Raw genomic sequence first — 21,143 nt, 5'->3', positions numbered from 1 at the left:
AGGGGAAACAGTATGAAATTAGTAGCTATTGATTTAGACGGGACATTGCTATCTTCCAATTTATCCATATCAGAAGAAAATCTTACAGCTATTCGGGAAGCACAAAATGAGGGAAACATCATCATGATTTGCTCCGGCAGGGCGCCTGAGAGTATTCGTGAACTGCTGGACGAATATGATTTTGCATGTCCATTTGCAGCAAGCAATGGAACAGTTGTCGTAATCGAAGGAGAAAAGCCGAAATACATTTCAATGAACAAACAAAACATGTTGGAAGCAGCCGAAATTTTGGAGAGTTATGGTGTGCCGTATAAACTTTATACAAATGATGGTATTTGGATGCCGGAAGACTGGAGCGCCAAAGTTCGCTCTGCTCTGCAGTCGAATCCGGAGCTGGCAAAATGTTTGCTTGAATCTGAGTACAAACAGTTTATCGAGCAGCCAAAAAGGACCGACAATAATCGATACTTTCGTCATATACAAGATGTTATAAACCGCGGTGATTTATCGGTCCAAAAGTTTTTTATTTTGCAATTTAATCAACATACTAGAAAAGAAATTATGGAACAATTAGAAAACATTGCTGGGATTGCGGTTACGACATCAGGTGACTACAACGTTGAAATAATGGATGAAAAGGGAAATAAAGGATACGGATTAAAAGCTGTTGCCAAGCACTACAATATCCCATTGGAACAAACGATTGCGATTGGTGATAATTTCAATGACATTCCAATGCTGGAAGCTGCAGGGCTTTCCGTTGCAATGGGGAATGCCGAGCCTGAGGTGAAAGAAATGTGCGATATCGTGACGAGGACAAACGATGAACACGGTGTCGCCTATGCTATTCGACAATTTGTGCTGTAAATGGTTTATGGATGCAAAGGGGTGTCTAATAAGTCGTTTTTACGGCTTATTGACGCCCCCTTTAATGTTTTATAAACGTTGATATATCGACGTTTATAATTTTTTGTTTACGATAGGGATTTGACTTTCTAGATAGCTCCTTTCATTTTATTTACTATTGAAAACTGCAACGGTGCGGCTTCTTTGAGGCGGGCAATAAAAAAGTGTGATGAATTATTTTTATTGTTTCGCTAGTTCTGTCTGCCATACTTTTTTTAACATAGCTGTTTCGTCACACGATGGAAGTTTCGGACAATTGATGCAATCCTTCCACATTTTTTGCGGGAGAGATTGCTTGTCAACGATATCGAATCCTAGTTTGGTAAAAAACTCGATTTGATACGTTAAGGCAATCAAATTTTCAATTTCCAACCTGTTTGTTTCATAAATGATTTGTTTTACGAGCTCTTTTCCGATGCCTTTTCCGGTATGGTCAGGGTCAACGGCCAGCGAGCGGATTTCAGCCAAATCTTTGTCTAAAATATGCAAGCTGGCAACGCCAGCCACTGCTCCGCCTTCATCTGCAACATAAAAATTTTGTAAATTTTCATAAATAGATGCGTACGTTCTGCTGAGCAGCTTTCCTTCCAATGCATAATGTTTAATTAATTGATAGATGGCATCTGTATCGCTCATAGTCGCTCTTCGAATGTGCATGTATACTCCCTCATTTAATCAAATGAATAATTATAAGTAAAATAAAATATTTATTCATATATATTATCGGTATGAACATTATTTTGTCAATAAAAAAACCAAACAATTTATAATTATGCAAGTTCATCAAATCTTTAAACATTTTCTGTAAGTAAAATTTTGGCGGGAGAAAATATTTGATAAGAGGATTTTACTACAAGGAAGCTAGCATTCAATGAAATTTATGGTAAAAAATGATGTTTATAAGAGAGGTTTAATCTTCTTCATCCATCAAATTGTGGACAAATTCAGACATTTTTCTAAATGTGTTGAAAATGAGTCTTATTCTTATTATAATTAATAACGAATATCATTATTAATTTATTACGGAAAGAGTTAAAAAATGAAAAAACGATATTTGATCATTGCTCTCATTATTCTTTCAATTGCATCGATTTTTATCGGGGTAAAAGATATTAAACCAACTGATTTATTCAATTTGACAGATGAACAAATACAAATTTTGATCATCAGCAGAATTCCGCGTGTCATTAGCATTATTATTGCAGGAACGAGCATAAGCATTGCCGGTCTTATTATGCAGCAGCTGAGCAGAAACAAGTTCGTTTCCCCAACTACGGCAGGAACGATGGATTCCGCCAGATTGGGGATTTTAGTTGCGATCATGGTTTTTGCAGACGCTAGTCCGATTCAAAAAATGATTGTTGCATTTGCTTTTGCACTTTTAGGAACATTTATCTTTATGAAAATATTGGAGAAAATCAAATATAAAGATACTATTTTTGTTCCTCTAGTCGGGCTGATGTTCGGCAACATCATTGGATCTATCACTACTTTTTTTGCATACAAAAATAATTTGATTCAAAATGTTTCCTCATGGCTGGAAGGAGATTTTTCGTTAATTTTAAAAGGCCAATATGAATTATTGTACGTCAGCATTCCTTTTGTATTAATTGCATACTTGTATGCGAATAAATTCACTGTCGCTGGAATGGGAGAGGAATTTTCGAAAAATTTAGGCTTGAATTATAAACAAGTTGTCAATATCGGACTTGTTATCGTAGCTTTGATCACTTCATCTGTTGTATTGACGGTTGGAACCATTCCGTTTCTAGGTCTTGTCGTTCCGAATATTGTCGCTATATACAATGGAGACCATTTGAAAAAGAATTTGATTCATACCGCTTTGCTCGGTGCTGTTTTCGTTATGTTTTGCGATATTTTAGGGCGAATCATTATATATCCGTACGAAATCTCGATCAGCTTAACCGTCGGTGTCATCGGCAGTGCCATTTTTGTTTACTTACTAATGAGGAGAAAAGCATATGGGTTATAGAGCGAAAATAACATCTCTTCTAGTGGTTGCAGTCCTTTTAATTATCACCTTTTTGTTCATCGACCTCGGCAAAAATTGGGATTATGCTTTGCCGCGCCGTTCGGTGAAGATGCTGGCGGTTATTATTACAAGTGTAGCAATCGGTTTTTCAACGTTAGTATTTCAAACGATTACAAACAACAGAATTTTAACTCCGAGCATTTTAGGTTTAGATTCTTTATATATGCTTTTGCAAACCATGCTTGTCTTTTTATTTGGTTCAACACATGTTGCGATGATCGATAAAAATATTAACTTTGCGCTTTCCTTGTGCTTTATGATGCTGTTTGCACTGATCTTTTACAAATTCCTTCTTCGAGGCGAAGGTCAAGACATTTATTTTCTTCTTCTGATTGGACTTATATTCGGAACATTATTTAACAGCTTGACTTCTTTTATGCAAGTGCTGATAGATCCTAACGAATTTCTAATTGTGCAGGACAGAATGTTTGCCAGCATCAATAACGTGAATACGGATTTGCTGTACTTGTCGATTGCCGTTATGTTGCTGGCGGGTCTTTATTCACTGAAATATTTCAAATATTTAGATGTGCTGGCACTTGGAAGGGAGCATGCGATTAATCTCGGCATTGATTACGATCATGTTGTCAAAAGGCTTTTGATCATTGTGGCTGTTTTCGTTTCGATTTCGACAGCTTTAACCGGTCCGATGACGTTTTTAGGCCTTCTCGTGATTAACGTGGCAAGGGAATTTTTAAACACATATAAACATAGTGTTTTAACGATCGGGACCGTTCTTTTTTCCATCATTGCGTTGGTTGGCGGTCAGCTATTGGTCGAAAGAGTGTTTGCATTTTCAACTACGTTAAGTGTTGTCATTAATTTTGTTGGAGGGGTTTATTTTATTTATCTTCTATTAAAGGAGAATCGATCATGGTAGAAGTAAAAAATGTTTCAAAACAGTACGGAAACAAATTTGTAGTAAAAGGCGTCTCGCTGAAAATTCCGAAACAAAAAATCACAGCCTTCATCGGCCCAAACGGAGCTGGGAAAAGCACACTGCTATCAATGATCAGCCGATTAATAAAAAAAGATGATGGAGAAATATTGATTGACGGAAAAGAACTTGGCGCATGCAAAAGCAACGATTTGGCGAAAAAAATTTCGATCTTAAAGCAATCAAACCACATTAATCTTCGCTTAACAGTCAGGGAACTTGTCTCTTTCGGCAGATTTCCGTATTCAAGCGGAAGATTAACAAAAGAAGATCAAAGGCATGTGGATGAAGCGATCCGTTACATGGGGCTTGAAGAGATTGAACATAAATTTCTTGATCAGTTGAGCGGAGGCCAAAAGCAGCGGGCTTTTATCGCTATGGTGATCGCGCAGGATACCGAATATATTTTGCTTGATGAGCCATTGAACAATTTAGATATGAAGCACTCTGTGCAAATTATGAAAATGCTAAGAAAACTTGTCGATGAGCTTGGAAAAACAATTGTCATTGTACTGCACGATATTAATTTTGCATCGGTGTATGCCGATTATGTGGTTGCAATGAAAGATGGAGAACTCGTACACGTCGGGCCAACTGATCAAGTCATAGATCGTTCTGTCTTAAAAGACGTATATGATATGGATATAAACATCCAGCAAATAAACAATTGCAAAATATGTGTGTACTTTTCTTAAAGGGTAGTATTGATGGAGGCATTTTGATAAACATCTCAGCAGAAGGAAGAGCTGTCAGCTCTTCCTTACAAAGAATTCGAAATGATAATGATTTTCTTATTCAATTGCGAGATGTTTAAAGAATTGCCGACATCATTTAAAAAATATACAGGGGGTAATTTTTATGAAAAAGTTTTTAGTTTTTCTCATTGCTTCTTTAATGGTTTTTGTTGTTGCAGCTTGCGGCTCGAACGGAGCAACTAGCGGAGAAGGTGAAAAAAATGACACGAAACAGGAGTCAGAAGAACTGACGATTAAGCATCAGCTTGGCGAAACAAAAGTGAAGAAAAATCCAGAAAAAGTCGTCGTTTTTGATTTTGGTGCTCTTGACACATTGGATAAGCTTGGCGTTGAAGTGGCAGGTGTACCGAAGGATAACCTTCCATCCTATTTAAAAGACAAATACAGTGACGATAAATATGAAAATGTCGGCGGTTTAAAAGAACCGGATTTTGAAAAAATCAGTTCGATTGAGCCTGATTTGATCATTATTTCCGGAAGACAATCAGAGGTTTATGAAGAGTTTGAGAAAATTGCACCAACCATCTTTATGGGTGTTGATACAACGAAATATTTAGAGTCATTCCATGAAAATGTGAAAACACTTGGAAAAATTTTCGGTAAAGAAGAGGAAGCTGAAAAAGAACTGGCAGCAATCGATGAATCGATTAAAAAGCTAAAAGAAAAAGCAGAAGCGTCTGGAAATAATGCATTAGTTATTTTAGCCAATGAAGGGAAAGTCAGCGCATATGGACCGAAATCTAGATTTGGACTCATCCATGATGAATTTGGAATTAAAGCTGTAGATGAAAACATTGAAGTTTCTACACACGGACAAAGCATTTCATTTGAATATATCGTTGAAAAAAATCCTGATTACTTATTTGTGGTAGACCGCGGTGCTGTTGTAGGCGGCCAATCATCTGCAAAACAAACAGTAGAAAATGAATTAGTGAAAAAGACAAATGCCTACAAAAACGGCAATATTGTGTACTTAGATCCTAACTACTGGTATTTATCCGGCGGCGGATTGATTTCGGTTGCTGAAATGGTGAAAGAAGTGGATAATGCGATCCAATAATTTTTCAAAAGGGAGCTGAAAACAGCTCTCTTTTTTCATATGCGCCCGGGCATGGGTGTAATCTCTAGGGTGAAAGTCCCGAGCTGTGAAGACAAAAGTAGCAGTTAGCTTAACGTAAGGGTGTCCGTGGTGATGTGGAATCTGAAGGAAGCGGGCAGCAAACTTAGGGTGTCTCTCGAAACACGAACTTCATATGAGGCTAGTTGCCATTGGATGAAACAAAGTCCTTTCTGTCGAAGATGGTACAGAGTAAATGAAGAAGACAGGTGGAAGGAAAGACTTCACCCTTACCCAGGGAGGTATGACGACATGTCGAATTGATTAGTATGTGTTTGAACGTCTCAACCTTTTTCATAAGAGAAACAGACGCAAGAAACACATACATATGCTGAAAGTCATAGACGAGGTCAACATTTGATGATATTAGGTCAATAAAGTAGACACAAAAATTTATAGATTTTTTTTCGCAGCTACCGCGCTATCGCTTGGTGGCCTTTTAAAAGTAATTACGACGTTGTCCTAATTATTTTTAAAAGGTAAATTTTCGGGTCTAACTATTCTATTAATATGTTCATTAAGCTCCCTTTTTATAGTACATACGTTCGTATTCAGATGGCGAAAAATACTCTGTTGCGGAGTGAATACGTTTATTATTGTAAAATATTTCTATATACTCAAATATGCTCTTTTTTGCTTCCTCCCTTGTTTTATAACGAGTCTGATAGATTAGTTCTTTTTTTATAACCCCATGAAATGATTCAATACAAGCGTTGTCATAACAATTTCCTTTGCGGCTCATGCTACATTTCATTCCGTATTCCATTAGCTTAGCTTGATAGTCATTTGAAGCATATTGACTCCCTCGATCAGAATGATGGAGGATAGAACCCTGTGGTTGTTGACGCTGATAGGCTTGCTTTAAAGCACTTAACACTAGCTCCTTTTTCATGGAACAGTCTATATGCCAGCCGACTATTTTCCTTGAATACAAATCCATCATACTAGCTAGATAAAGCCAACCTTCATCCGTTGGAATGTATGTGATATCAGCTACCCATACTTCATTTGGTTTCGTAACAGTAAAATGTTGGTTTAAGACATTTTCGTGGACCGGATGGTTATGTTTTGAGTTAGTGGTAGCCTTATGCTTTTTCACGGTACGAGACTTCATTCCCTCTTTGTTCATTATGCGGGAAACCGTCTTCTGTGAAACCTTAATGCCTTCATGATTAAGCTTTTTGGCAACCTTTGGACTCCCATACAGTTGGCGAGATTCGATATACACACGACGCACTTCCTGCGTCAATTCTTCTCGACGCTCTTGTCTAGCACTTTTGGGACGATCACGCCATTTATAATAACCGCTTCGAGAAACTTTCAATACTTCGCACATCTTCTCCAATCGGTAATCGAAGCGATGCTCATGGATAAATGAATATTTTACCGATGGTCTTTCGCGAAGAAGTGCATCGCCTTTTTTAAGATGGAGTTTTCCTCCTCCAGATCCCGAATACGTTTCTTCAGTTCACGAACTTCGTGGTCTTCGGATCGAAACGTTTGGGTTTCTGTTATTTCAGGTTCTTGCTTATATTTTTTCATCCAGCCGTGAAGAGTATTTTCGTTAATTTTGAGCTCACGAGCCACTTGTGCAACGGATTTCGCTTCCTCCAAAATATAACGAACAGTTTGACGCTTAAAGTCTTCCTCGTACCGCCTTTGTTTTTTTGTCATGTAGACACCTCATTTTTCAGTCTATTATTACTATAATAATCTGTGTCTACTTTTTAGTCTAACATCATTGATTATGAGACTCGCTAGTTAGACACCGTGAGGAGGCATTGCAAAAAGCCAATACCTTGCTACATAGTATTGGCTTTTAATCATTGATGAAAAATGAAGTGAATAGACTCTCATCTCCTTCTAATTTAAATTCTTTTTCTTTTTTGAAGTTATCAAGATTATAAATTTGTATCTTTGTGCCGTCTGATGTAATAAATTGATCTTCATGAATATATGATACATAGTTTTCAATTTCTGTAGTAAATACATCAATTTTAGAAGAATTTAAATGAAGTTTCGCAATTTTCTTTTCCGTAGGTTCTCGTTGTATATCTCCTTGTGTGATAAAGATATGATCTTTGTGTACATGCATATCACTCAAGGATTTGAACGGAAGAGTAATCTTTTCAATTTTCTTGTTCATCAAGTTTATTTTTATTAATTCATTTGACTGATTGTCTTTTCCATCTGATGTTTTTACTAGGAAAAGATCGTTGTCAACGAGCTCCATATCTGATGAATACATCATATCGTCTATTTTTATTGTTTCAATTAAAGATAGATCTTTTTTATTGATTACATTGATAATACCGTAAATATCATCTGGATTGGAGTGTATAAAGGTTAATACATATAATTTGTCTGAATGTTCAATCATATGAATGGCTTGCCCCTTGAGCTCAGTGGATGCGACCTGTTTTCCTGTTGCTATATTTGTTTTGGCAAGATCAGAGGAAGTAAGATCTCCTTCAGACATGTAAGCAAACTCCTTATCAACAGTCCAAACTGTGGGAGCAATTTTTTCTTCGTTAGGAATTTCTTTAATCTGCAAATTACTTTTATTTAACTCTAATATAAATTCATTGGTGTTGTATTTAGATTGTGGATTAGCGTAATATACTTTATTATTCATATGAATAGGTCTTTCCATAAAAGCTCCAAGAGGCATTCCTCTGTATTTCGTTTTATGTTTTGAAAGAAACCTTCCTTTTTCATTGTACAGGTGTATAACTGCTTTCTCAAACATATCTGTATAAATCACTGCATATTTGTAATCTTCGATGTTTTTTGTTTCCGTTGAGAAGCATCCTTGTAAAAAGATCATGGAGGATAACAAACAGATAAAGATCATTTTGTATCTGTTTGTTATCGTATTAAAAAGGTTCATTTGTTAAACTCCTTTAATATAAATGATATACGTGTGAGAAGAGTTAACTAAATCAATTGGAAATACGATTCCTCCGCCATGATTTAAGTTTAAACCTGTAGAATACTTATATGCTTCATATACTAATTGCGAACAATAAAATTTTTTTGTAGTGTTGATATTCGTAAATTCCCAATTATAAGGTTTTCCTTTGTGTGAATACGCTCTGTCTGCAGCTTTTGCATCTTGAGCGACAGTTGTTCCCTTTGTCGTTACCGCATAAACAGTTTTATATTTTGTATTCCAATTATTTTTGAATGTTTTCACTCCTTCTTTTGGGAAAGATTCAACTGTTTTTGTTTCTGAGTATATGATTCCTGCATGACCTACTAGAGAACCAAATTTTCCATCTTTAGTTACTAATATAACTCCTTTTCTTTTTGGATATGATGGTGCTGCTAACGCTTGAAAATTATTAGCTTTAAAATTATAAGATGATGAATTTTTATCAGGTTGAACTAGTTCTGGGTCAGATTCGATCTCTTTCTCCACTCTTTCAAAAGTTTCTAACTGTTGTTGGACTATGTCCTCAGAAGAAGTAGAATTTGCATGAGATACAGCTGGCAAAATTACCGATAACATGCATAAGGACAAGACTGTACTCAATACTTTTCCAATTTTCCCTTTATTAAGAATTCTCCTCCTCTGTTAATAAAGTATTAGGAAAAAATTCCTTTTCATTTTCATTATATATTAAACTTAACTTTTTTCAACTTAAATTTGGTAAATTAGTAAAATATTTCTGGTAAATAGAATAATAGATGAACATAGAAAATGGTGATCCTTTTTGCAGATAAAGTTAGCCAAAAACAACACCGGCACTTATTAAGACAGAAAGCCAGGTGTGCTTTTCCTATAATCCCGTCTACCGCTAACATACAAAAGCATTGAAATTCCATAACGGCTCTAACGCTACTTCCATAAAAAAGTTGCCCACAAATACTTGACTCAAACTTTTTCATTTGAAAATAAGGGATGAACGGAGTATTTATAGTATGATAGAGAAAAAGGGGGAAGAAAGGCATGGGAAATTTACATGGGAAACGGATCGCCATCACAGGCTCTCGAAAGAGCGAGGAAATTTCCACGTTAATTCGTAAAAAAGGAGGGGAGCCTGTTATTCGAGCTATTCAAGAAACAATAAAATGCTCTCCTTCGGATTTGGAGGCTGATCTTCGAAGCATTGTTGAAAAAGGGACTGACTGGGCTGTGTTTACGACAGGAATAGGGACGAACGCTCTGTTGGAAGCGGCAGAAAAGATCGGCATTTTGGATTCATTTATAAATGTTTTAAAGGAAGCAAAAATAGCTGCCCGCGGCTATAAAACGAAAGCGGCTCTTAAACAAATCGGCATTCAGCCGGATGCTGCCGATGATGACGGAACGAATGACGGGCTGCTTCGGGCTATTGAAGGATTTTCTTTTAAAGACAAGCATGTTTTTTTACAATTGCATGGAGAACCGGTGCCAAAGCTTTCAGAATGGTTTGAAAAGAACGGAGCGATTTTGCATGAAATTTTGCCATACCGCTCCATTGTACCTAATCCTGAGACCGTTGAGCAGCTGCTGGATGAAATAATCGAGAATAAGCTGAATGCTGTTGCGTTTACAGCTGCCCCGCAAGTAAGAGTGCTTTTTAAATTGGCTGAAAAAAAAGGAGCAACATCTGACCTTATAGAGGCATTTCAACAAAATGTTGTGGCAGCAGCCGTCGGCAAAGTAACTGCTGGAGAATTGAAGGAATATGGGGTGCAGCGCATCGTGGCTCCAGAGCTGGAGCGGATGGGGGCGATGATTGTCGCTTTGGATGAGTATTTTCAATGATGTTGTCGTCAAAAAATTTAATGGCTGATTGTGTGTATAAAAAACAGGTGGAGCGTGACAGCTTCGAGGATGAATCACGTCCACCTGGGTTTGAACTTTTTACCTAAAAATCAGTATGTATGAAAGCATCGATTTATTTCATGAAAAACAAATACTGTAAATTTTGTGCAATATAATTCGGGTAAATTTTGTTTTTTTCAATATCTTCTTTTCTAGAGACTCCTGTTAATACAAGGCATGTGCGGCAATTATTTGTTTTTCCAAGCAAAATATCGGTTTCTAAACGATCGCCAATGATTAAGCACCTGTTGCTGTTTATGTTTAATTTTTCAAGAATTTTTTTGCCGTAAAAAGAGGAAGGCTTCCCGATCACCTGATCGATCGGCCGTCCTGATGCAGCTTCTATTGCTTTCGCTATTGCCAGTGTATCTGAAATATACCCTTCAGGAACTGGACAAAGCGAATCCGGATTGGCTGCAATTAATTTGGCTCCATTACGAACCGCGTTCATTGCCAAATTGAGTTTTTCGTAAGTGAAGCAGCGATCAAGCCCGACAAGTACGTGGGTCGCGTCCATAGGATTGTCGGTCATTTTTAGTGAAAATTTGTGGAATTCTTCCGAAATCGCTTTTTCACCTACAATATAGACTAAAGAGTCCGGAGATTTCTCTAAAAAATATACAGCTGACAAATAAGAAGCTGTCATGATTTCGTCCAGTTTCGCTTGAATTCCTAAATGATGAAGCCGCTTTCTGCATTCTTCTCTTGTTTGTGTCGATGTATTTGTGATAAAAAGAATTTTTTTGTTATGGCGCCTTAATCGGTCGATCGTTTCTTTTACACCGGGCAAAAGTTTATTGCCAATATATATAGTTCCATCTAAATCAAAACAATATGCATCAAAATCGTCAATGTGTAACAATACAATACTCCACCTTTATTCTGTTGAAAGTTCTTTTAGAAGAATTTCTTTGCCTTCGCGTAACTTTTCTAACGGTGTTCCGGGGGCATATTCTAGGATGAGCTGACAATCGATTGATTGTTCATGAATCGTTTTAAAGATTTCTTGCCATGGGACGGTTCCTTCACCGATTGGCAAGTGATCGTCTCCTGTTCCGTTATTATCATGAACATGGAGGGCAATCAGTCGATCCTTTGTCTGCTTCATTATTTGCGGAATATCCCAACCGTTTAAATTTGCGTGGCCAATATCAAGTAAATATCCTGCCGTGTCATGAATATTTTCTAAAAAGCTTATAAACTCATCTTGCGTAAAAATCGAACTGCCGTTGTATCCGACGTTTTCGATTGCCAGCTTGACGTTCAAAGGTTTAGCAAATTCACATAATTGATGGATATAATCTTCAGCTCGCTGCTTTGCTAAACGTTTGTCAAAAACCGGAGAAAAACAGAACCCAGGATGGATCACAACATGCGAAGCCTGAATCATGCCGGCAAACTCAATCGCTTTTTTGTATTCAAAAAATGAAGCTTCCCGAATCGCTTTATTTTCACTTGTTAAGTTAATATCCCATGCTGGCGGATGAATGGTGTAGCCGATGGGCAATTCTTTTAGTTTGGAAGACAATTTTTTGAATGATTTTTCCATGTCATCCCATTTTTCGCCATCCATTAATAGTTCAACTTTATCAGCTCCATATTCAATTAAGTCATGGACATTTTTTAAAGGATCTTTTGATACAAGCGGCAAATCAGAATAACAGATTTTTCTTTTCATAAACAACCACCTCATGAAAGATATGTTTCCACATTGATTTTGTGATTCATCGGACTGCTTTCATTCAGATCCAGCTCTTGCGGATAGCCTATTGATTGTGTGGATTCTTGATCAAAAATATGAATACGATCCATTTTTGGTTTTAAATAGACCATTTCCCCCGGATGCCAATTCTTTTTTTCACTCATCGCAATCACTTCATGACCTTCTAAATTTATATAAATACTGTAGCTGCTTCCTTGGTTTTCCACGTATTTCACTGTGCCTTTTAATGTGTTTTCTTGGGGAGTTTTATAAATTTCTAGATGTTCAGGACGAATTCCAAAAACAAACGTTTTGGCATTGCATTCATTTATTTGTCGGATCCACATCGGATGCAATAAAAATGATTGTTTCCCGATCATAACCTTGCCATCATAATAATCCATATCGACAATATTCGTTGGAGGTGAGCCGATAAATTTTGCCGTAAAGATGTTTGCAGGGCGGTTATATACATTTTCCGGCGTATCTACCATTTGCAATTGCCCTTGATTCATTAACGCAATACGATCCCCTATAGTCATTGCTTCAATTTGATCATGTGTAACATAAACGATTGTTTGCTTATACATTTCATGGATTTTCACTAGTTCCTTGCGCGCAGATACTCTTAGCTGCGCATCTAAATTTGATAATGGTTCATCAAGCAGAAAGAAATCAGATTTTTTTACAACGGCTCTTGCTAAAGCGACACGCTGCCTTTGCCCGCCGGATAAATCTTTCGGCAATCTGTTTTCATATCCTTTCAGCTGGAGCATTTCTAACACAGCATTTAATCTTTTTTGAATTTCGTCTTTATGAACCTTCTGAACTTTTAAACCGTACGTAATATTTTCAACGACATTCATATGAGGATATAATGCATAATTTTGAAATACCATCGCTACATTTCTTTTTCCGCTTGGAATGTCATTCGCCTTTACGCCATTCAAATATAAGTCGCCCGAAGTAATTTCTTCAAGGCCTGCAATCATGCGTAAAGTTGTCGATTTGCCGCATCCGGACGGACCTAGAAGAACTAAACGTTCTCCAGGATGAATGGTAAGATTGAGCCCTTTTACAACATGTGTTTTTCCATAGGATTTCCAAACGTTTTCAAATCTTATTTCCTTCATTGTGCCATCCTCCGTTATTTAATTCCAGAAGAAGTAAATGTTCCTATAATATACTTCTGGAAAATTAAATATAAAGTTAAAGGTATTATCATTGTGATGACTGATACGGCCATGGCGACAGTAAAATTCGTGCCGCCTTCTGAGCTGATGTACATCTGTAAAGCAAGAGGCAATGTATAATTTTCCTTGCTTTTTAAAATGAGCACCGGCCATACGTATTCGTTCCAGGTAGTAATGAAAAACCAGATGCCTGTTGATGTGACAGCCGGCCTCACTAATGGGAGAACGATATCTTTCATAATCCGGGCGTGTCCAATATGATCTAATTTGGCTGCTTCAATTAACGATATGGGGATTGTTTTCATCGACTGCCTCATTAAAAAGATACCAAGCGCATTGGCGAGCTGCGGCAAAATAACACCCCAAACGCTGTTGACTAAACCGATACCCGATATGATCAAATAGTTTGGAATCATTGTTACGGTAAAAGGGATAAAAATTGTACTAATTAACATAAAATATAAAATGTTTTTCCCTTTAAACTGCAAAAATACGAAAGCATACGCTGCTAAAAATGAAGTAATCAGTTTGAAAATTGTCGCAACAGAGGCAATAATGAACGTATTCATCGTAATTTTGAAAGCGGGTAAACTATTAAAGAATGTGATATAGTTTTCGAATGTCGGATTTAACGGAACTATGTTCAAAACATTGTTGTAGGCATCTTCCAACGTTTTAAACGATGAACCTAATGCAAAAACGATCGGATATAAAAGAATAATGATTGTAATGATAAAAATAATGTGCCAAGGTATCGCAACAGATCGTTTAATTTTCATAATAGATACCTCTTTCAACAAACTTAAATTCAAGAGCTAATAATATGAAAAAGATTAACATCGTCATAATTGATAAAGCTGCAGAATGTCCTGTTCTGTAAAGTACGAAGGCTTCGTGATAGGCGTGATAGATCGCATTGGAGCTGGCGTAATTTGGACCGCCTTGTGTTATCACTTTTATAGGCGTGAATACATACTGCAGTCCTTGGACGATTGTAATAATAAACACATAAATGCCAGTAGCGCTGCTCATAGGCAAGACAATATGAAAGAATATTTTCCATAAAGGAACATTATCCAAACGGGCTGCTTCTATTATTTCGCGTGAAATACCGTTGATAGAAGCATAAAGGACGATAAAGTTATAGCCAAATACTTTCCAGGATGTAATCAAACTTAAAACCAATATGACCCAGCCGTCTAATTTGCTCCAAATCGGCATTTCAATGCCGAACCATCCTAAAATAATGGCAACAGGTCCGGAAACTGGATTTAAAATCCACGTAAACAATATCGAACCGACGACCAATGAGATGAATGCCGGCAGAAACAAGGCGCTTTTATAAAAACCATTAAATCGTTTTAAAATTAAATCTAAAACGAAAGCAAAAAGATACGGTATGATACAGTTTATAACTAATAAGAAAGCAATATATATAAATGTATTTCCCAAAATTTTATATGTATTTCGATCAGATAAAACATCAATGTAGTTTTTCAATCCTACAAATTCTTTTGTCGGAGTAATCATGTTCCAGTCAAAAAAGCTTAAATAAATTGTGTATAAAAATGGCCAGAACATGAATATCGAAAATATAATTAACGTTGGAATCAATAAGCAATACGCTTTCCAACTCTCTTTATTTTTTAAAACCGTCCCATCACTCATATTTTTATTACCCTCCGTACTGATACCGAAAATAAAAGTTAAAAGGAGGGTGACTAAAGGAAGTTTTTTTGAAAAATTGTTATAAATGTTAGTCACCCTTTGTAGACATTTCCTTTTACTTTAACAATTCATTGATGGATTTTTCCGTTGATTTTAAACCTTCTTCTACTGATACTTTTCCTGTAAGAATTTCGTCGCGTACATCTATTAATAATTGCTCTGCCTGTAAACCGGCGTCTCCAGGGAATGATGCCCAAGGAACAATCTTGTCCATTTGTTCTATGGCAGGCTTCATCATTTCATTTTCTTCTAAAAATGATTTAAGTCCATTTTCTGCTTCTGCAACATCTTTACGTGGAGGCACATAACCTGTTCCTTCTGTCCATTTGGCCATTGATTCAACGCTATAAAGAAATTTCATGAATTCCCATGCTGCTTTTTGCTGGTCTTCATCTTTTGCTGTAATAGCCAGCATTGCGCCACCTGCCGGCAGTCTTACTTCTTTTCCTTCCCATGCTGGCGATTTGATTGCCGCTACGTCAAATTTGGCATTCGCTTGGATATGCGAACGTTGGGCAATCGTTGTATAGACCATGGCGACATTGCCATCGATAAAGCTTTGTACACCTTGATCCCAAGGCAAATGCAAGGCTGTTTTATCTTTTAACACCATATCAGCCCATAGTTGATACGCTTCAATTCCTTCTTTTGAAGCAAATGTTGCTTTTCCGTCCGTAATCATTTTGGCTCCGTTGCTTTCTAATAAAGCTTGTGTAGCCCAGTTATCTGCCGGCTCCTGCAAATAAAACCCATATTTTCCTGTTTTCTCTTTTATTATTTTGGAAAATTCTCTTACCTCTTCCCACGTTTTTGGCCCATTTTCATCTAGTCCAGCTTTTCGTAAAAGGTCTCGATTAATATAGAGGACTGGATTGCTTAACGAATATGGAATCCCGACTTGTTCACCATCCGAATTTTTCGCTAAATCCAAAACATTTTTTAAGAAATGATCTTTTAAAAATGTTTTATCTTCTGGAAAATATTTATCTATTATTTCTTGCGGCGGCACATAATGAAAATTATTTGAGAAGTAGTCTAAAAATGCCCATCCTACTTGTACAACTGCTGGTGAATTGCCCGCAGCTACTTCAGCCTGTAAATTTTGCATCAACCCTTTATACATGTCCGGGTTGTATTTGGCTACGACTTCTACAGTATCACTTTGTGCATTAAATTCCTTCACTAACTCTTCTACTGTTTTTCCGCCTTGAGTTTCAGCATTTACGTGCCAGTATTCGATAACCGTTTTTTTGTTGCCGTCCTCTGATTTAGAAGGAGAGTCATTGGCTGCCTGCTTGCTCGTGTTGTTACAAGCTGCTAACATAAATACTAATGTAAATGCGCAAATCAATTTTACAAATGATTTCATTATATTCCTCCTCACCAAATTGTTTGACCGTAATTAATGAAAGGATCTTCAAAATGTCGTGACATTTCGGCTATTTAGAAAATTCTTTACATGAATCAGTTAACAAATCGTGTTGCCTTTGACTGGCTATCACCGTCCGTGTTCGAGCAAGCGGCTTCTACAAGCTGTCTTCAATTTCAGATAAAGCTATTTTTCATCGTTATGCCAATGACAGGTTGGCAGATCGTTTGCATTAATATTTTAGGTGTAAATGCTTTTTATCTCCCGACCTGACAAATCTATTAAATGATGTCGAAATCACCTCCAATTGCTTGCATAACAAAAAAAGAGACTCCAAATATAATGTATATATCTATTCCATATACATTAAATTTGAGGTCTCTCTATTTGCACCAGTAATTATTCACTTGTTACTTATAATATAGATGAGAATTGTTAATCTAGTATAAATCATATGTAAATTCTCTTTTAAAATTTATTTAAATCCATTTCCCACAATTTTGAGTTGGACGTCGTTACAGCGAGTGCGCCATTATTTATCGCTTCCTTCGCATGTTCAGGCAAAGTCAACAGCCCTCCTGTTATAACGGGAACTTGCGAAACCTTTGTGAATTTCTTTAAAAAATCCGGAGCACGGCACGGCATAATTTCTATTATATCTGAGCGGATTTGGTCCGCATCCTTCACTAAATTATGATAAACTTCCGTGTCAATTAAAAAGATTCGCTGAATAACAAATAAACCGCTTGATTTTGCCTTTTTTATAATGCCGTTCCTCGTTGTAACGATCGCCGTTGGCTGGACATTCTTTTTTACAAAGTCAATTCCATCGCCATCCATTTCCAGACCGCCTATTTTTTCAACATGCAATATGACGGGGAGCCCTTCAGACTGGATGAAATCAACATATCTTTTTACCGTTAAAATGGTCCCTGTCATTAGTAAGACAGCACTTAAATGTTCTTTATTCTTGATCGCTTTCTCAATATATTTCGGTTCTTTAATAGCTGCTACCATTTTATGTTTTTTTAATCTTTCCAACAAAATTGTTCCTGCATTGCTTTTTGCCACAGCTAAATTTCCTTTCTTTTAAAATTCCGAATCTGCTCTCAAGATTTAACAAAGTATTTTGTTATAAAAGCAATTCGATTGGCAAACGTTTGTTATACTTTGGATTGCGCGAAACATCTTGTTGGGCAGAATATGCTTGCTCTTTGGATGGGGGCAGAGGATCAAAAGCTTTTAAAAGAAATATAAAAAACAAATATTAAGCAGATATTGTGCCAAAGCTAATTCATTGTAAATTTTGCTTTACAAAAGATTTACATCTAGCATGATTTTGCATGAAAGATTATTTTTAATAGCCGAATTATTTTTGCCGTTTTCTAAAGTCGCTGGAGAGACTGGTTCCAAATAAGAAAGATGTGTATAAAAAAAGAGGATGTATGCTCTTATCATGAACATACTATCCTCTGAAAAATTAATATAGGCAACTAGATGGTTAGTTGGAAAAGCACTTTCAACTTGTAGGGCGGAGATGTCCCTTGAAACAGGAAAGTTTGCCTTGCACAGCGATTATGCTCTTCCCCAAATACGATTAATCCAGTTTTCAATAAGTCCGACCGCTTTATCGAGAAGCAGCCCGGATACGCCGATAAATAGTATAGCAGCCATGACTAAATCAAGCCTCATGGAATTTCTGGCGTCGACAACTAAATAACCAAGTCCTGACTGCGTTCCAACCATCTCTCCTGCTACAAGAAAAATCCAAGCTGTACCTACAGCTATATGAAGACCGTTCGCAATATAAGGGAATGTGGCAGGAAAAATGATTTTGCGCAATAGCTCGAATTTTTTAATCTCGAAATTTTGCGCCACTTTCAAATAAGTTTTATCAACGTTCTTTACAGCAGATACTGTCGATAGCAAAACAGGAAAGAAGGCAGCAATAAAAATAATTACGATTGCCGGCATATTGCCAATCCCAAACCAAAGTACAATAAACGGCGACCATGCGATTGGCGAAACAGGCCGCAATACTTGGATAATTGGGTCAATCACTCCCCATAATAGTGGAATTCTGCCAAAAATAAGCCCTAAAATGATCGCTAATACAACGGCAGAAAGATATCCAGCCAAAAATCGCATGATACTCACTTGAAAATGTTCGAACAGTGTACCATCTTTAATAAGCGAAAGTATTCCATCCCATACTTGAATGGGTGAAGGGAAAAGTGCTGAATCATATTTTCCAATGAAAATAATTAACTGCCACAAGGTAATCAAGATAGCAAAACCAATGATGACATTTATGAAATTCTTATATTTAATCATCCTATCACTTCTCTTTTTTCTCAAATTAATTGGTGAATTTATGCATCATCAACCATGCGGAACTGTCATTTTAGTATACTTCCATCATTAGGGCTTCTGTTGTTCAACATGCCTAGTACCTGCTTAACCATAGAACATCTTTAAATTCGCGTCCATCTTTCGGTTTGCTCAAAATGAGTGAGAGGAATAGGAATCCTCCTTATGGAAGCTTTGCATTGTCTATTAGCGAATTATCTACAAATTCTTCATAAGATGGCGGATTTTTTTGTAAGCCCATCTCAATCAAGTTTTTCGTTAATTCTTTATAGTCTTTTTCATGAATGATTAAATCGTCATAAGCAATCCATTTAAAAGATAAATCCATTACTTCTTTGTCCGCTTTCATATATTTGGAGGACATTTCAATTGTTTGCTCATCCTTGTGCTCTGCTACCTCACCAGCTTTTAAGTAATAATTAACAAAATCCTGAGCAATCTCTTTTTCCTTTTCGATAAATTCACCGCGCAGTACTAGTGCACAGTCAATGGAATTCTGCCAAATTTCATTATCTTGAAATAGTACCTTGCCCTTTCCGATCGATACGGAAGCTGCACCAAAAGGTTCTGCAACGACATATCCAGCAATTCTGCCCTCAGATAAAGCTGCCGGCATTTCTGCTGGAGGCATCTCGACAGCCTTTACATCATCGTACTTTAATCCGTTTTGTTTTAACATTTGATAAAGCAAAATATTGTGAGTGGAGAATTTGTGTGGAATAGCAAAATTTTTCCCCTTTAAGTCTTTAACACTATTAATATCATTTGCTACGACAAGTACGTTCCCATCTCGATGTCCTAATGCGACAGCTTTTAAATCAATGCCTTGCTCTTTTGCCTTCATAGCCAAAGTAACTAGCATGGAAGCTCCGTCAATATTGCCTGTGTTTAAGGCGTCTACAAGCTCGGGCCACGAACCAAATTTCACGAGTTCCAGATTGAATTTTTCATATTTTTCTAATTCCTTCTCGATAAACAGAGGTACTGCATGAGTAATCGGCAAATACCCGATCTTGATTGTTCTTTTTCCATCTTTGCCGCTTTCGGAAGTATTATCGCTTCTGTTTGCCCCACAAGCAGCCATTGTCAATAACAATACTGATATAACTAATAGAATCAGTCCAGATTGAATAATCCTTTTCATCTAATTTCCCCTTTTCCTATTTTTATTTTTTTATATACAATGTGAGCTTGCTTTGAAAAATTAGATATAATACTCCGTTGTTACATTAGGATGGTTAAAGTGGAATTCTTCAAAAATGATTTTTCGATAATACTGAAAATCAGAATGGCTTCGGTCTCGAGGCTTCGAGAGAGCGATCTTGATCTCCCTGTGAATATGACCGGGATTTGGATGCATAATGAGAATCCGGTCTGATAAATAGATTGCTTCATCAATATCGTGGGTAACTAAAATAATAGTTGTTTTTTCCTTTTGCTGGATGCGAAGCAGTTCATCCTGCAAATAATAACGATTAAACGTGTCCAATGCTGCAAACGGTTCATCCATTAAAATTAATTCTGGCTTCAGTGCAAGTGCTCTGGCAATTCCTGCTCTTTGCTGCATTCCTCCAGAAAGTTCATGAGGAAACAAATCTTCTTTTCCTTTTAGACCAACCAATGCCAAGTAATGTAACGCTCTTTCCTTTCGTTCTGCAGGATGAAGCTTGAGACCTTCCAGCCCCAATTCTACATTTTTAAGCACTGTTCGCCATGGGAGCAGTCCATAGTCTTGAAACAGCATTATGCATTTGCGATTCGGCTGATTCACCACATTCCCATCAAGCAAAACTTGACCGCTATCCGCCTTTTCAAAGCCGCCGATAATATTTAAAAAAGTGCTTTTCCCGCAGCCGCTTTCTCCTAATATGGAGATGATTTCACCTTGCTTTATTTCTAGTGAAATATTGTCTAGAACGTGTATTTCTTTATTTTTATTTGTGAAGCTCTTGCTCAAATTTTCAACTTTAATAATTGTAGACTGCTGAGAATCCATTCATTACACCGCCTCTTAGTCGTCGGATTTTCATTAATATTCGGTTAATTCATTAACAAAATAATTCTTATAAGAATAGTGAGTTTTAATATTTGTAGATCATTTTATTATACTTTGTTAGTTTTTTCAACTATATATAGAAAATATTTTTTAGTGTCAATGATTTTAATTTTTGAGAATGAATCGTGTTATTTTGATTGTGAG

General features: G+C 36.7%; 20 protein-coding genes. 6 read left to right on the top strand and 14 right to left on the bottom strand.

Going from position 1 to position 21,143, the window contains the following annotated elements:
• Positions 1–12 precede the first annotated feature (12 nt).
• On the top strand, positions 13–867 hold the full coding sequence (locus NSQ84_RS15800) for a Cof-type HAD-IIB family hydrolase (protein WP_117017083.1): 855 nt from the start codon (positions 13–15) through the stop codon (positions 865–867).
• Positions 868–1,086: 219 nt separating this feature from the next.
• Here NSQ84_RS15800 and NSQ84_RS15795 read toward each other — a convergent pair whose 3' ends face one another.
• A complete protein-coding gene (locus NSQ84_RS15795; protein WP_063386801.1) occupies positions 1,087–1,563 on the bottom strand; it encodes an N-acetyltransferase in 477 nt (158 codons plus the stop codon).
• A 382-nt stretch (positions 1,564–1,945) separates the two neighbouring features.
• On the opposite strand from NSQ84_RS15795, the gene NSQ84_RS15790 reads away from it, so the two are divergent.
• The 4 genes from NSQ84_RS15790 to NSQ84_RS15775 all read left to right on the top strand — a co-directional run bounded on the left by NSQ84_RS15790 (position 1,946) and on the right by NSQ84_RS15775 (position 5,711).
• Positions 1,946–2,899, top strand: a complete 954-nt coding sequence (locus NSQ84_RS15790; protein ID WP_339212106.1) for an ABC transporter permease — start codon at positions 1,946–1,948, stop codon at positions 2,897–2,899.
• Complete coding sequence (locus NSQ84_RS15785; RefSeq protein ID WP_339212104.1) at positions 2,889–3,839, top strand: iron chelate uptake ABC transporter family permease subunit; 951 nt, start codon at positions 2,889–2,891, stop codon at positions 3,837–3,839. Before NSQ84_RS15790 ends, NSQ84_RS15785 begins: the two co-directional genes overlap by 11 nt.
• Positions 3,833–4,591, top strand: coding sequence for an ABC transporter ATP-binding protein (locus NSQ84_RS15780; protein WP_339212102.1), 759 nt, complete (start codon positions 3,833–3,835; stop codon positions 4,589–4,591). Before NSQ84_RS15785 ends, NSQ84_RS15780 begins: the two co-directional genes overlap by 7 nt.
• A 163-nt stretch (positions 4,592–4,754) precedes the next feature.
• Positions 4,755–5,711: a siderophore ABC transporter substrate-binding protein gene (locus NSQ84_RS15775; protein ID WP_339212100.1), complete on the top strand. Its 957-nt coding sequence runs from the start codon at positions 4,755–4,757 to the stop codon at positions 5,709–5,711.
• Positions 5,712–6,285: 574 nt separating this feature from the next.
• Here NSQ84_RS15775 and NSQ84_RS15770 read toward each other — a convergent pair.
• From NSQ84_RS15770 to NSQ84_RS15760, 3 genes are all read right to left on the bottom strand, one after another.
• Positions 6,286–7,442, bottom strand: a protein-coding gene (locus tag NSQ84_RS15770; protein WP_235600473.1) for an IS3 family transposase whose coding sequence is annotated in 2 segments (ribosomal slippage) — positions 6,286–7,184 and positions 7,184–7,442 — 1,158 coding nt in all. Because the reading frame shifts where the segments join, the coding sequence is not laid out codon by codon here.
• A gap of 145 nt (positions 7,443–7,587) precedes the next feature.
• Positions 7,588–8,658, bottom strand: a complete 1,071-nt coding sequence (locus NSQ84_RS15765) for a hypothetical protein (protein ID WP_339212098.1) — start codon at positions 8,656–8,658, stop codon at positions 7,588–7,590.
• Between the two features lie 3 nt (positions 8,659–8,661).
• Positions 8,662–9,279 carry a YiiX/YebB-like N1pC/P60 family cysteine hydrolase gene (locus tag NSQ84_RS15760; protein ID WP_339212096.1) on the bottom strand — a complete coding sequence of 206 codons (618 nt, stop codon included), beginning with the start codon at positions 9,277–9,279 and terminating at the stop codon, positions 8,662–8,664.
• Between the two features lie 441 nt (positions 9,280–9,720).
• On the opposite strand from NSQ84_RS15760, the gene NSQ84_RS15755 reads away from it, so the two are divergent.
• Positions 9,721–10,521: a uroporphyrinogen-III synthase gene (locus NSQ84_RS15755; protein ID WP_339212095.1), complete on the top strand. Its 801-nt coding sequence runs from the start codon at positions 9,721–9,723 to the stop codon at positions 10,519–10,521.
• A gap of 133 nt (positions 10,522–10,654) precedes the next feature.
• Here NSQ84_RS15755 and NSQ84_RS15750 read toward each other — a convergent pair whose 3' ends face one another.
• The 10 genes from NSQ84_RS15750 to NSQ84_RS15705 all read right to left on the bottom strand — a co-directional run bounded on the left by NSQ84_RS15750 (position 10,655) and on the right by NSQ84_RS15705 (position 20,939).
• The gene (locus NSQ84_RS15750) at positions 10,655–11,443 is read right to left on the bottom strand and encodes an HAD-IIA family hydrolase (protein ID WP_339212093.1); all 789 of its coding nucleotides are present in this window, start codon (positions 11,441–11,443) and stop codon (positions 10,655–10,657) included.
• A gap of 15 nt (positions 11,444–11,458) precedes the next feature.
• Positions 11,459–12,259 (bottom strand): sugar phosphate isomerase/epimerase family protein, encoded by an 801-nt coding sequence (locus NSQ84_RS15745; RefSeq protein WP_063386793.1) that lies wholly within the window; start codon positions 12,257–12,259, stop codon positions 11,459–11,461.
• Positions 12,260–12,270: 11 nt separating this feature from the next.
• Positions 12,271–13,416 (bottom strand): ABC transporter ATP-binding protein, encoded by a 1,146-nt coding sequence (locus NSQ84_RS15740; protein ID WP_063386792.1) that lies wholly within the window; start codon positions 13,414–13,416, stop codon positions 12,271–12,273.
• A gap of 14 nt (positions 13,417–13,430) precedes the next feature.
• Positions 13,431–14,255 (bottom strand): carbohydrate ABC transporter permease, encoded by an 825-nt coding sequence (locus NSQ84_RS15735; RefSeq protein ID WP_003252244.1) that lies wholly within the window; start codon positions 14,253–14,255, stop codon positions 13,431–13,433.
• The gene (locus NSQ84_RS15730) at positions 14,245–15,144 is read right to left on the bottom strand and encodes a sugar ABC transporter permease (protein ID WP_063386791.1); all 900 of its coding nucleotides are present in this window, start codon (positions 15,142–15,144) and stop codon (positions 14,245–14,247) included. The genes NSQ84_RS15735 and NSQ84_RS15730 overlap by 11 nt, the downstream gene beginning before the upstream one ends.
• Positions 15,145–15,259: 115 nt before the next feature.
• The gene (locus tag NSQ84_RS15725; protein WP_066247712.1) at positions 15,260–16,573 is read right to left on the bottom strand and encodes an ABC transporter substrate-binding protein; all 1,314 of its coding nucleotides are present in this window, start codon (positions 16,571–16,573) and stop codon (positions 15,260–15,262) included.
• 468 nt (positions 16,574–17,041) lie between these two features.
• Entirely contained in the window at positions 17,042–17,644 is a 603-nt protein-coding gene (locus NSQ84_RS15720; protein WP_327848578.1) for a glycerol-3-phosphate responsive antiterminator, read from the bottom strand.
• Positions 17,645–18,148: 504 nt separating this feature from the next.
• Positions 18,149–18,907 (bottom strand): ABC transporter permease, encoded by a 759-nt coding sequence (locus tag NSQ84_RS15715; protein ID WP_063386789.1) that lies wholly within the window; start codon positions 18,905–18,907, stop codon positions 18,149–18,151.
• A 199-nt stretch (positions 18,908–19,106) separates the two neighbouring features.
• Complete coding sequence (locus tag NSQ84_RS15710) at positions 19,107–20,087, bottom strand: ABC transporter substrate-binding protein (protein WP_327873279.1); 981 nt, start codon at positions 20,085–20,087, stop codon at positions 19,107–19,109.
• A gap of 60 nt (positions 20,088–20,147) precedes the next feature.
• On the bottom strand, positions 20,148–20,939 hold the full coding sequence (locus NSQ84_RS15705) for an ABC transporter ATP-binding protein (RefSeq protein WP_327848580.1): 792 nt from the start codon (positions 20,937–20,939) through the stop codon (positions 20,148–20,150).
• Between the last annotated feature and the right edge of the window lie 204 nt (positions 20,940–21,143).

Origin of the sequence: Aeribacillus sp. FSL K6-3256 (assembly GCF_037965805.1) — a bacterium.
In the GTDB taxonomy this organism is placed as follows: domain Bacteria; phylum Bacillota; class Bacilli; order Bacillales; family Aeribacillaceae; genus Aeribacillus; species Aeribacillus composti.
The sequence above is the reverse complement of the archived record's forward strand: the minus strand, read 5'-3'. Positions and strand labels throughout refer to the sequence as shown.